The organism is Micromonospora sp. NPDC127501, from assembly GCF_040302185.1.
GTDB lineage: Bacteria > Actinomycetota > Actinomycetes > Mycobacteriales > Micromonosporaceae > Micromonospora.
The window spans coordinates 272,966-284,490 of record NZ_JBEORJ010000007.1; the positions used below are offsets into that span (position 1 = coordinate 272,966).

Below are 11,525 nucleotides of genomic sequence, written 5' to 3' on the forward strand. Positions count from 1 at the left end.
GGTCGGCCGGTTCAGTTCAGGGCGCGCCAGAGCAGGTAGAGGCCGATCGTCGTGCCGAACACCACGATCACCGTCTTGAGCACCACCGGCGGCAGCCGACGGACGAGCCGGGCGCCCGCGTACCCCCCAATGAGGGTGGCCGGCGCGACCACCGCGACGGCCGCCCAGTTCAAGGGGCCGAACAGGGCGAACACCACGAGCGTGGTCAACCCCACCACCGCGGAGAGCAGGTTCTTGATCGCGCTCACCCGGGCCAGGGTCGCGTCCAGCACCAGGGCCAACCCGGCCACCAGCATCACCCCGAGCGCCGCACCGAAGTAACCGCCGTACACCGCACCGAGCGCGACCATCGTCTGCACCGTGACCGTCCGCCGGCGTGGCGACAGGTCCCGGGGGTGACCGACCAGGCGGCGCAGCGGGTCCTGGAAGGCCAGGACCGCTGTCGCGCCGAGGACCAGAAAGGGTACGACCAGCTCGAACGCGCGGGCCGGAGTGGCCAGCAGCAGCAACGCCCCGATGATCGTGCCCGCAATGGTGGTGGGCACCAGCGTGGCCAGCGCGCGGGGGCGCGGCAGGTCCTGCCGGCTGCCCGCCACGCTGGCCAGATAGCCGGGGAAGACGGCGACGGAGTTGCTGACGTTCGCCGGCACCGGGGGCAACCCGATCGCGATCATCGCCGGGAAGGTGATCAACGAACCGCCACCGGCCACCGCGTTGACAGTGCCAGCGGCGAGACCGGCGGCGAGCAGCAGCGCGGCGTGGGAGAGATCCATAGCCCCACGAGGCTAGCCGTCGCCCTACGGCACGCATTCGCCGGATCGTTCTGAGCTGCGCGATCTTGCTCAGGCGGGGCGGCAATACCCGCAGCACGCTCGTCGTTAGGATGAGAGCGCGACGGACGAGTCGACCGGGCGGCCGCGTCGGCGGGCTTCGGCCCGCCGCCGAGGAACGTCCGGACTCCACAGGGCAGGGTGGTTGTTAACGGCAACCCGGGGCGACCCGCGGGAAAGTGCCACAGAAAACAGACCGCCGACCCCAACGGGGACGGTAAGGGTGAAACGGTGGGGTAAGAGCCCACCAGCACCCCGGGTGACCGGGGTGGCTCGGTAAACCCCACCCGGAGCAAGGCCAAGCAAGGGCCGTCACCGCAAGATGACGACCCGGCGCAGACGCTTGAGGGCTGCCCGCCCGATGTCTGCGGGTAGGCCGCTGGAGCCTGCCGGCAACGGCAGGCCGAGATGGATGGCCGCCGCCGGCGCAAACCCCTCGGGGTACGCGCCGCGCACAGAATCCGGCGTACAGGTCGACTCGTCCGTCGCCCACCAGCTCAGAGCCGCGATCAAGGCTCTGAGCTGGTTCTATGTTCGGGCGTCGATGGTCGTAGTTGGTCAACTTTGGCCGGCGTTTGACGCCCTGACGACGTCCTGACGCCCTGGAGACGCCCTGAGTCTTGGGTCAGTAGACCGCCAACTCGGCGCGGCACATCGCCTCGTCCTGGCGGCCGTTCGGTGGCTTGGTAGGGCTCCTGCGCGGTGCCGTTAGCTGTCGTGTGCCCGGCACGTCCTGGCGGCGGTGCTCCTGGCGAGGCTCGGAGACGCGGTGGCAAGCCAGTCCCGGGGTTGGACTGGCGCGGCAGCCGGAAGCCCCGTCCACGCGATCAGGCCGACCCATCGGCTTCCGTCACGGGCTCGTTGGAGCTGGTCCCCTTCCGATTGGCGGGGCGGTGTCCCGGCGGCTGTCGGTGGCTCACCGCCCCGGTGCCGAAGGCGACCGGGGCGGCTTGCCGCCGGCCGGGCTTGCCGCCTCGCACCGCGCGGAGCGCGGTGCCTTGATCCGAAACAGAGAAATTCGGCAAGACTCCCTCCCTTACGGCCCGACGTCGTCCGGCTCGGATCTTGGTGGAGGATCTGGAATTCGAATGAGACGATCCTCTTGGGTCAGCTCAAGGGCGACACGTTCAACGAGCTCAACGATAATTTCGCGGGACAGCTCATTGTCAACCGCAACGATTTGTAGTGCGCCTCGATATAGGTCGTCAGCCGCTACCTTGCTGAGAAGTCGGTAGGCGTCACGAATGCGGTCGAAACTCAAACCCTCTTGTCCGCTGTTTGCTGAGATCCCATCCAGAATGAGAAGCCCGGGCAGTGGGAGATTTCGGTCGATCGCCACAGTGTGGTGAGCGAGCGCGTGTGCAATGTTGACAAGTGTCTTGAGGCCTTGACTGGATAGTTCGTCGAAGCTGCGGCCGGATACCTCGGGCAGGTACGTTTTCCGGTTTATTTTGACCGTAAGTTCTTGGCCGAGGTCTGGGATGCGCAATTGCTGGAGATATTCGAGCATCCGTTTCTCGAGGGCTTTAACGTTCTCTTCCGCATCGTATCGAGAGAGTTCACGCTCACTTATGCGAAGCCTGATATCTTCTTGCTGAGCCTCAAGTTCATCGCGGCTGGCGAGTTGTTGTGTGTGCCGTCGGATGAGGTCGGCATATTCACGGAGGCGTTTGATATCGGCCTCAAGCTGAGCTTGGCGGCTGGCTAAATACTCGATCTGTGTAGCGCGATCGGAGACGAAGGCTTGGGTGAGTTGGTCGAGGTCGTCGGCCAGCTCGGCGATGAGCTGGTCGAGCCGGGTTGCCTCGTACGCCAATCTGTCGAGAGCGCGCTGGCGTCCTTCGAGGACCTCGTTGGTTTCCGTAATCTGACTCGCGATGCGGTCCTGCTCGCTCAGTAGCTCGGCTTCGGAGGGCGCAGGCCGCGGCTGTTGCAGGCACAGATAGCATAGGTGCGGATCGGTCCTTGCTGGTTCGATATCGTTACCGCAACGCGGACAGACTACGAAGTCGAAGTCTACAAGCCATTCGCCGGCTACGATAGCGCGAGTGAGTCGGGCGGACTGACTATTCAGCTGCCTGACCAGATCGCTGAGATCCTTGATCTGCGCCTGGAGTCGAGACATACGATCCGCGAGGTCGGCACGACGGCTGCGTGCGGCGAGCAGGTGTTCTCGCGCCTGCTGGACGCCAGGCACGTCGGCTACTTCGCTTCCGATAGCTCGGCGTTGTTCAACGACGTGATCGAGCTCTGTCGTGCTGGCCGCCAGTTGCAAGTCAAGGGTGGCGAGGTCCGCGAAGGGGGTGTCCTTGAGAAAGTGGGTGCGGACCTCAGCATCGTGTTCGAGGGAGTCCAGTTGTCGTTGCAAGTGGCGCAGTTGGGAGTTGAGGCGGGCGACTTCGGGTTCGTAGTAGCCGTAGGCGATCTCGAAGACCCAGCGCCGTTTGACGTCGCGGTAGTGTCGCTTGTGTCCGAAGACCTCAGTGTCGAGTTCGTCGCCAGTGATGATGCAGTATCCAAGCCAGTCGGTCATGGTGACTGGGCTCTGCACACCGGTGGGGTCAGTTCGGGCTTGAGGAACGCTGATTACTGGAATGTTGAGTCGGTCGAGCAGAAAGGTGCTGTAGGTGTGAGTCGAGCGGGCAACGGGGAGCCGTATTGATAGGGCTTCACGACCGGGCTCGTTCTCGTCTTCGCTGATCTCGACGAGTGCGTCACTGGTAGTGGTGCGGGGCCGATAGATCTTCCATGCGCGGTCGCCGAGCATGACGTGCCCACGGATGGCGTCGACGTAGTCGACTTCGGGTGGTAACTCCTTGGGCATGGTGCCGAGCAGCGCTCGGATCAGGCGGATGAAGGTGGTCTTGCCGGTGGTGATGTCGCCGACGATGTGGTTGAGGCCTGCATTGAAGGTGACTTCACGGCCACCACCTACAAGATCTACTTGCAATAGTTCGAGGCGATTTGGGTGAACCGGTTGGCGCTCGGTTTCCGGTTCTGGCGGGGTCGTGATGGGTCGGCTCACGTCAGATCCTCGTGCCATGCGGCGTCAGCGATCTCGGGTAGTTCGTACAGGTAACTTTTGAGTGTGTTTCCGGATTTGTCGAGGTGGCGGCGTAGGAGGGCTAGGCGTTGGTTGATGTCGTCGAAGCTGCCGTCGGCGCGCAGGTTGGCTGCGAGTTCCGCGCCGGTGTTAGTGGTGCGGTAGCCGAAGCCGTTGCCTAGGGGGGCTACTACGACGAGGCTACGGCCGATGAGGGATCCGAGGACAGCGTAGTAGGAGGGATCCCATGGGCCGTAGCGGTAACGCATCATGCGGGCGTCGAGAGGCGCTTCGTTGGGATCGAGTTGCTCGATCTCGTCAGCACTGACGCCCCGGGAAAGCAGAACGCGGCGTAGTTGGCGCGGATAACGGAGCAAGAAGTCAAGCTTGGCTAGCTTGACCCGGCCCTCGAGGTATCGGGATTGGCCTCGGGCTTTGCGACTAAAGGAGTCAATGAGCAGGAGGACTCGCGCCTCGGCTTCGCGTGAGGGCCGGAACCGGGCGCGCGGTGATTGGTCCGGGTACAGCGCCGACGGTCCTCCGCGCCTGGGCGGGGCGCCGGCCGCAGATCTCGTGCTGGGAATCACGAGAGACCCCAGTCGAAGCGGCAGAGGTCGGACAGGTGGCCGAGGTACCCGAAGATGAGTTCTTCGTCCTGGTGGAGCAACGGTTTCCGGTCGCATTGGGCGAGATCGTGGGGGCGGGCACGCAAGTCAGCGGCGATAAATTCGGCGGGGCGGCCGGCAGCGACGGGGTTCCCAACGGCAGAGAGCTTGATGCGAGTAGAGGTAGCTTGGGCCATCCGCAGCACGCGACGGGCTAGATCCTCTAGTTCGGGCTCTGCACTGTCGCGACTGGCGAGTAGGAGTTGACGCTCGACTTCCACGGTGGCTCGCAGTTCCTGAACATCTTCGATGAGCGTTGTGCTGGCACCTGCAGCTCTCATCTTCAGTTCCATTAGCGATGTTGCGGTTCCATTAGCCATGCGCGCGAGGAGTTGGTGTTGTCGTTCGCCGGGTAGGGGCGGGGTGAGTGCGGTGAGCATGCTGCGACTAAGAGTTTGGTTGTGTATAGGCTCAATGTCTGACCAGCCGGGCTCTCCTGGACGCGGGAGGTCGTGACTCACGTGCGGGAGCGTTCCGGCCAAGATCGCTTGTATGGATGCCGGCTGACTAGTGCCAGCAGTTTGTGCTGCGCTTGCGGCGCTGAGAAGCCGTTCGTAAAGGTGCTGCACTTCCTGATGAGACAGCGCGGGCCACAGGGCTGACATCTCCCACATCGCCACCTTGTCGATATACATTTGGGTGGGCTGCCCGGGCTCGATGACTAGGCGCTGCAGGAAGTCGTCCACCCAGGCTCTAATGAGGCCGTGTGCGACGAGGCGGCCGCGGACGTCGTTGCTTGCTGTGGTGGGGTCACGCACGAAGCTAGCGGTGTCCGCCTTCGGTGCCGTCGTGCCTTCAAGCCAAAGTTCGTAGCTGTAGAGTTCGTGGCACTTGGCTTTGCGCGCGTTGACGTACGACCGGACAAGCGCGTCAAGTCCGCTTTCGCACATGGCGACGACGCTCCACGAGCCCTTGTCACGGGTCTTGAGCTGGATGAGGCGGACCCTGTCGGAGTGGACAAGGGCAAGGTCCTCGATCTGCTCACAGACGGCAAAGGCAGGCCCGTCTTGTTCCCGCAAGCAGGTCAGCCACTGTCGCACTACTTGCTTTGCCTGCCAGATGTAGCGGGCGAAGGTATCGAGTCCGGTGGGGTCGTTCGTGACTTTGGCGATCGCGGCGAGGTTGCCAAGGCCGGGAGTGGGCTCTTGCTTCGTTGCGTCGGTCACCCGAAAGACACTCCCACCTAGACGACGTCGAGGGCTAAACCCGTATCACGGGGGGTGGTGGTCCTACTACTCAGGGAAACGATGTTAACGGATGTGTTCGGTGCGGGTCGACCCGTCGTGCCCGGTCTGTTCGGCTGGTCTTGTGCATGCCGGGCCGGTCCTCGACGAGCCGTTTAGATGACGGTTCCTGGCTCGCCGTTCTGGTAGCCACGCTGAATCGGTCCTTTAAAGCAGCGCCCTACCGGTCGCTGCCTGCCATCCCGTCTGCACGGACCCGCACTCCTGTGGAGTGGTCTGCTGAGTCTGCTGCACCGATGGGTGACAGTTGACCTGCTCGGCTTGCCTGGGTCGGTGGCAGGCGGGATGGCCTAACGCAACCGCCCGCGGACCGCGATCCGCCGACGGAGCTGCAGCCATCTCGAAGGTAGAGAAGGTGCGCGCTGTCCTACTGCCCCGAGCGGCGTAGCCGGTAGCTTCTGACGACTGATTCGACAACTCCGTTGCGTCGGTTGACGCGCTGCTGTCCGATCAGCGTCGCGCCGACCTCAACGCCGAAGAGGGCTGCGAGCTCCGGGTCTGCGGCGATCTCGCATTGGCCGGTGTCTGGCTCGACGGTCCGTTCCGGGCCGTGCTCGTTGGCGATTGGTCTCGCGGATGTGCCACGCCCGTGCTCGGTGGTCGCTAAGCCTTCCTCGCGTAGGACGGCTATGGCTTGACGGACGGTGCCACGACTCGCCCGGAACTCAAGCGTGAGGGCACTCTCCGTCGGCAGAAGCGCGCCCGGCGGGATGCTGCCGCTTTCGATGCGTTTCCTGAGTTGGTCCGCGATGACGCGGTAACGGGGCTGTCCGTAGTGCGGGGTGGGCACCGGGTCACCGTACCTGGCACTTGTCGTATCAAGTGTCAACCAGGAGGCACGTTTCGATGTCTAGACAACTCATCCACTTGTAGGTACGTTTCCGAATGTGCGGCTGGGGTGACGGCTCGTATCAGGGGTGGTGTTGCGCTGCTCCTGGTCGCACGTGATGCGCGGCGTCCTGTCGGACCGGTTGCGGTAGCTGCGCGTACAACCTGGCTCGGCGATACCCGACCCGTCTGCGTCGGACGGTGCGCCGTGCCCTCATCCGGACCGGTGGCCGGCTGCGTGCCTGCGTTGCTGACCACCGGTCCGGCCTATCCGTGGAGGTGCGATGTCTGGCTCTCATCGTCGGCGGCGTTGGTTCTCGATCTGGAGGTCCCGCAGGCGTCCGCCGTCCAGTCCCGGCGGGAACGCGGCTACCTCGGGCCGCTGTACGCCCTGCCTGACGCCGTTGCAGGCGTGGGCCAACGCGCCGACCCGGAAACTGCCGGTGCTGAGAAGTGCGCCGCTGATGACACCGGCCCAGATCTACCGGGGCAACGGTGGGCGGTGGGTGCGGTGAGCAACGCGGGCAAGCTGACCAGTGGCAGCCACCCGGCATGGTGTGCTCCCGACCGATGTGGCCACCTGGTGCCGCCGCTGATGGCCCACATGCCGCGTCGTCACCGTGGCGCGATGCACCGCCTCGGCGAGAGTCGGCAGAGCGGCCAGGTCGTCACGTACCTCGTCGGCTCCGACGCTCGCGTGCCCCTGGTCGCGGTGCACGTGACGAGCCGGGGCGGGATCGCCTGGGTGGAGCTCTCCCCTTCGCAGGTTGCCCAGCTGATCGGGCAGCTTCGTTCCTTGTTGGTGCAGGCCGGTACCCGAATGGAGGCCATCGGTGACTGAGCCCGAGGCCACGAACGAGCGGGGACCGACTCCGTCCGCGAATACCGCAGACTGCCCGAGCTGGTGCCGGGGCTGCGGCCAGAACGATCCGATGCATCGCGGGCTGCTGCGGACCATCGGCCGGGAGCGAACCGGCTGGATCAGCGTTCAACTGCTGGCCGACCGGTTCCTGCGCCGCGACCTGGCCGTGAAGCTCGACGCCAGCCGCAGCGGCGTCACCGAATCGATCCTGCTCTCCGGAACTCAGCTCGACCGGCTCATCTACGAGCTGACCTATGCCCGCCTGGTGATGATGACCAAGGGGCAACCTCTGGAGGGGTGCCATGAACACCGCTGAGCGTCGGCCCGTCGGACGGATGCCCTCGCCGAGCGCCCGGCCCGTGAAGCGGCCAGCGGCCGTCGTGCCTCCGGTGCCGGAGCGGCCCGCAGGGGGGACCGCCTGGCAGACGTTGGAACGTCTAGGGGGTACGGTGACCGGTGTGCAAGGCCGGGACTGGCGCCCTCGTTACCTGCAACTCGCGGAAGAGTTGCGGGCAAAGATCGTGGCCGGAGAGCTGGCCCCCGGCACGCTAATGCCGAGCGAGACCGAGCTGGCCGACTCGTCCGGCCTGTCGCGCACCAGCGTCCGCAACGCCATCCGACAGCTCCGCGAATGGGGCCTGGTCCGCGCGGAGCAGGGGCGCGGTACCTACGTACGGGCACCCCGTCAGCGGGTACGGCGTCGCAACGCCGAGCGCTACCAGTGGGAGAAGGACCGGGCGCTGCTCGACGAGTCGGAGCGGCTGAAGACCGGGGCCACCGAGCACGACACCGGCCTGACCGTCGATGACCTGAAGTTCCACGCCGAGTACGCCCGCGTGGAAGCGGATTCGGACATGGCGGCGGCCTTGCAGGTCGAGCCCGGTACGCCGTTGCTGCGCCGTGTGTACTGGACCACCTCGCGGCACGAGAACGCGCCGCTGACCATGTCGTACTCCTATCTGCCGTACGACCTGGTGGCCGCGAACCCGGACCTACTCGACGCGGGCAAGGAGCCCTGGCCGGGCGGCACTCAGCACCAACTGCACACCCTCGGTGTAGAGGTGGACCGGATCGACGACGAGATCCGTGCGCGCCCGCCGTCGCCGGACGAGGCCGAGTTGCTGGACATCGACCCGGGCGTCTCGGTGCTCACCGTGCGCAAGACCTCGATCGACACCAAGGGCCGCGTCGTCGAGGTTGCCGACGTGGTGATGCCGGGGGACCGGACGGAATTGGTCTACTCCCACAAACTGCAACGGTGGAAAACTTGACGCAGCTCGTCTCGGTCATCACGCCAGTCCACGCGCCCAGCATCGAACACCTGACCGGCGCGTATTACTCGTTGGTCAAGCAGGAGATGCCTGACGGGTGGGACTGGCAGTGGCTCGTCCAGGAGGACGGGCAGACCGGCGCGCTGAACGGTGTCCTGCCGGACGACCCTCGCATCAGCATTGGCGGTGGTCGTCCCGGCGGGCCAGGTGTTGCCCGTACCTCCGCTCTTTCCCGTGTCGCCGGGCAACACGTCAAGGTGCTGGACGCGGACGACCAGCTGACTCCCGGTGCCCTCGCCCGGGACATTGCCGCTTTCGAGGCGCATCCGCACATCGGCTGGACAACTTCCCGCGTCCTGGACCTGATGCCCGACGGGTCTACTCTCGGCTGGGACAAGGACCCGGAAGGCGGAACCATCGCCCGCGGTGCCGTCCTGGCCTTCTGGCAGGCGAACGGTTACCGCTCCCAGGTTCACCCCGCCACCCTGTGCATCCGCCGGGATCTGCTCCTGGCCCTCGGCGGCTGGATGGCGCTCCCTGCCTCCGAGGACACCGGCCTGCTCCTGGCGGCGAGCGCGATCAGCGACGGCTACTTCACCCGTGAACACGGCCTGCTCTACCGCAAGTGGCCTGGCCAGGTCACCAGCCAAGCCGCCCACCGCGAACCCGTCGAGTACGAAGGCCGGATGAAGATCATCGAGGCCAGAGCCGAAGCCCTGGCCTCGATGCTCCCGAACGGGCTGCCGGTCACTCCTGCGGCGTAGCCTCGTGCCCCGGCATCCCATGGGTGCGCCGTCGCTCCTTCATCTCCGCCTCGTAGATATGCCGCCGACCGCCGGCTAACTTGTCCCGGGCGTACCGCTCGACCTCCTGAAAAGCCGCGTAGTAGCCGTCGTCGAACTCCTCCATGATCTGGAAGGTCCAGCGGCCTGGTAGGACGTTCCGGCCTAGCAACTCCCGCTCTACCCGGTCGGCGACCTCGTCGTGCCCCGCCTGCCGGAGCAGCTCGACGACACGGTCAAGGGTGAGGTCCGCCCCGCCGACGAGCTGATGAGCGGCGTATAGGTGACCGCGCACCCGGTGGATTGTCTCCAACGCCTTACTCAGTTCGCCTAGCCCCTCGACTGTGGCGTCATCAAGGGAGTCTGGCCGTGAATGCAATTCATCGACAGATACGCGTGTCGCTTCCATAGGTCTCCTCTACCCCTGTGAAGGGTCTTGCTAACCCGACATCGGCCGATGCTAGCGCTCCTCGCGTTGGCCGGGGGATTGTTCAAGCTGCAACTCACGCTTACGCTGCTCATCCCGCAATCGTTCGACATTCTCGGCAAATAGCCGCAGGCGTGCCGCTTCTGCTTTGGTGCCTGCGTCGGATTTCGGATCTCCGGTTTCGGCGTCGCCTGCGCCGTATTCGCCTAGGCGGAACTGGGTTGCGTTGTAGTGCTTCTCGATCTCGTCTGCTGTGGATTGCAGGTTGTATCCACGCTCCCGGAACTTGAAGTAGGCCGCGAGTCCTGCCGTAATGCTGATGAAGGCTGTAAGGCCGGTAGAAACCCAGCTCAGCGGGTGCTCGCCTGCCATTAGGGCAGTTGTAGTCGAAGCGCTGATAGAGCCGATGATAATAATTGCCTGGACCGTATTGTGTGCTCGCAGATTCCGGGTTGCCCGTCCCCGGAATTGTGTAACGATGTCTTGGGATGCTTCGCGATAGATTCGCAGTGATTCGAGTGAGTCGGAGGGTATCCTGGCAGCGGCACTTTGGCGATCATGGTTTAGGTTCCGTACCTCCACGTCGAACTCGACGATCCGTCGACGGTTTTTGACTGCGAGATTTCCTGCTGCAATGCATAGCACGAGAAGCGCTATGAGTCCGACGTATCTGGTCACGACAGGTTGGTCGCGCCAAAGTCCGATAACCACAGAATAGGCGAGGAGTGCTACTAGCGTGAATGCGGAGAGTAAGACCAGCAAGTAGGCGAACTGCGCGGATCTGGCTGAACGCAGCCGGTCGACAGCTAGCTCGTATTCCTTGCCGAGTTGCCGGTACTCCTCTTGGGTGTCGGCCGGGCTTTCGTGGTACTCGCTCCTGCTTGCCTGATCGTTTGAGTCGCCTTGAGGGGTGGTCACGGGCTCTCCGTACTCTCTGCGTTGCTAACCGTGATGAGCCAGGCAGTATCGCTCGGTCCACTGTGGCCTACCAAGACTTTGTCGCCTTCACGTCGATGCGTCGCCGGGTATCAGGCGCTCCGAAGCGGCCTGTCTCTGCCGCTCCAGGCAAAGTTGTTGACTTGTCTGCCAAGTGCCGTCTACCTTGGATCGCAACTTGGCAGACAAGTTAACAAGTTGGAGGTTGAGCGATGGCTCTGCGAGGCGGAACGCGGTTCGCTGTGCGGTTCGAGGACGTGTTCCCGGCTGGGTGCGCGCTGGTGCCCGAGTCCCTGGGCGAGGTCGAGGACTACGACGAGAAGACGGGCCGACGGTCGCCGGCCAAGGACAAGGTGACCGGCCAGCGGGTGTGGCAGGTCCGGGTGATGGACCTCGACCCCGAGCTTGGCAAGCGGTCCCGGGAGACGACGGTGAAGATCTCGGCCGATTACCAGCCGGTGCCGCCCACGGGTGGCCTGTTCGAGGCGGTCGAGTTCGACGGGATGACTGTCACGCCGTATGTGGCGAACAACGGTCGGATGGCGTACTCGCTGCGGGCGACCGGGCTGCGCGCCCCGGCGGGCGTCAACCAGAAGGCGTCGGCGTAACCGGTTCTGGTCAGGGCGGGGCTGTCAGG

At 64.7% G+C, this 11,525-nt stretch carries 12 protein-coding genes and 1 other RNA gene; 6 read left to right on the forward strand and 7 right to left on the reverse strand.

The window, feature by feature from the left end; genetic code table 11:
- Positions 1 to 11 precede the first annotated feature (11 nt).
- The gene (locus ABTW72_RS18860; RefSeq protein ID WP_350860363.1) at positions 12 to 773 is read right to left on the reverse strand and encodes a sulfite exporter TauE/SafE family protein; all 762 of its coding nucleotides are present in this window, start codon (positions 771 to 773) and stop codon (positions 12 to 14) included.
- Positions 774 to 899: 126 nt separating this feature from the next.
- On the opposite strand from ABTW72_RS18860, the gene rnpB reads away from it, so the two are divergent.
- An RNA gene (gene rnpB, locus ABTW72_RS18865) (RNase P RNA component class A) lies at positions 900 to 1,315 on the forward strand.
- 551 nt (positions 1,316 to 1,866) lie between these two features.
- Here the strand turns inward: rnpB and ABTW72_RS18870 are convergent.
- The 4 genes from ABTW72_RS18870 to ABTW72_RS18885 all read right to left on the reverse strand — a co-directional run bounded on the left by ABTW72_RS18870 (position 1,867) and on the right by ABTW72_RS18885 (position 6,572).
- Positions 1,867 to 3,855: a hypothetical protein gene (locus tag ABTW72_RS18870; RefSeq protein WP_350860365.1), complete on the reverse strand. Its 1,989-nt coding sequence runs from the start codon at positions 3,853 to 3,855 to the stop codon at positions 1,867 to 1,869.
- Positions 3,852 to 4,250 (reverse strand): hypothetical protein, encoded by a 399-nt coding sequence (locus tag ABTW72_RS18875; RefSeq protein ID WP_350860367.1) that lies wholly within the window; start codon positions 4,248 to 4,250, stop codon positions 3,852 to 3,854. The genes ABTW72_RS18870 and ABTW72_RS18875 overlap by 4 nt, the downstream gene beginning before the upstream one ends.
- Positions 4,251 to 4,456: 206 nt before the next feature.
- On the reverse strand, positions 4,457 to 5,704 hold the full coding sequence (locus ABTW72_RS18880; protein WP_350860369.1) for a DUF4297 domain-containing protein: 1,248 nt from the start codon (positions 5,702 to 5,704) through the stop codon (positions 4,457 to 4,459).
- A 445-nt stretch (positions 5,705 to 6,149) separates the two neighbouring features.
- A complete protein-coding gene (locus ABTW72_RS18885) occupies positions 6,150 to 6,572 on the reverse strand; it encodes a GntR family transcriptional regulator (RefSeq protein WP_350860371.1) in 423 nt (140 codons plus the stop codon).
- 285 nt (positions 6,573 to 6,857) lie between these two features.
- Between ABTW72_RS18885 and ABTW72_RS18890 the strand changes: the two genes are divergently transcribed.
- The 4 genes from ABTW72_RS18890 (at position 6,858) to ABTW72_RS18905 (ending at position 9,507) form a co-directional block, all read left to right on the forward strand.
- Entirely contained in the window at positions 6,858 to 7,451 is a 594-nt protein-coding gene (locus ABTW72_RS18890) for a hypothetical protein (protein WP_350860373.1), read from the forward strand.
- Entirely contained in the window at positions 7,444 to 7,788 is a 345-nt protein-coding gene (locus tag ABTW72_RS18895; RefSeq protein WP_350860375.1) for a hypothetical protein, read from the forward strand. Before ABTW72_RS18890 ends, ABTW72_RS18895 begins: the two co-directional genes overlap by 8 nt.
- A 133-nt stretch (positions 7,789 to 7,921) precedes the next feature.
- Positions 7,922 to 8,743, forward strand: a complete 822-nt coding sequence (locus tag ABTW72_RS18900; protein WP_350860377.1) for a GntR family transcriptional regulator — start codon at positions 7,922 to 7,924, stop codon at positions 8,741 to 8,743.
- On the forward strand, positions 8,731 to 9,507 hold the full coding sequence (locus ABTW72_RS18905) for a glycosyltransferase family 2 protein (RefSeq protein WP_350860379.1): 777 nt from the start codon (positions 8,731 to 8,733) through the stop codon (positions 9,505 to 9,507). Before ABTW72_RS18900 ends, ABTW72_RS18905 begins: the two co-directional genes overlap by 13 nt.
- Here the strand turns inward: ABTW72_RS18905 and ABTW72_RS18910 are convergent.
- Together ABTW72_RS18910 and ABTW72_RS18915 are read right to left on the reverse strand one after the other, a co-directional pair.
- On the reverse strand, positions 9,491 to 9,934 hold the full coding sequence (locus ABTW72_RS18910; RefSeq protein WP_350860380.1) for a hypothetical protein: 444 nt from the start codon (positions 9,932 to 9,934) through the stop codon (positions 9,491 to 9,493). The genes ABTW72_RS18905 and ABTW72_RS18910 overlap by 17 nt on opposite strands.
- Before the next feature lie 51 nt (positions 9,935 to 9,985).
- Positions 9,986 to 10,870: a DUF4231 domain-containing protein gene (locus tag ABTW72_RS18915; RefSeq protein WP_350860382.1), complete on the reverse strand. Its 885-nt coding sequence runs from the start codon at positions 10,868 to 10,870 to the stop codon at positions 9,986 to 9,988.
- Positions 10,871 to 11,100: 230 nt separating this feature from the next.
- Here ABTW72_RS18915 and ABTW72_RS18920 point away from each other — a divergent pair, with 230 nt between their 5' ends.
- Positions 11,101 to 11,496: a transcriptional regulator gene (locus tag ABTW72_RS18920; protein WP_238661241.1), complete on the forward strand. Its 396-nt coding sequence runs from the start codon at positions 11,101 to 11,103 to the stop codon at positions 11,494 to 11,496.
- Positions 11,497 to 11,525: the final 29 nt, after the last annotated feature.

Excerpts from the sequence above, each read along its gene's own strand:
- ABTW72_RS18860 (WP_350860363.1), bottom strand. The coding sequence starts at position 773 with ATGGATCTCTCCCACGCCGCGCTGCTGCTCGCCGCCGGTCTCGCCGCT.
- ABTW72_RS18910 (WP_350860380.1), bottom strand. The coding sequence starts at position 9,934 with ATGGAAGCGACACGCGTATCTGTCGATGAATTGCATTCACGGCCAGAC.
- ABTW72_RS18920 (WP_238661241.1), top strand. The coding sequence starts at position 11,101 with ATGGCTCTGCGAGGCGGAACGCGGTTCGCTGTGCGGTTCGAGGACGTG.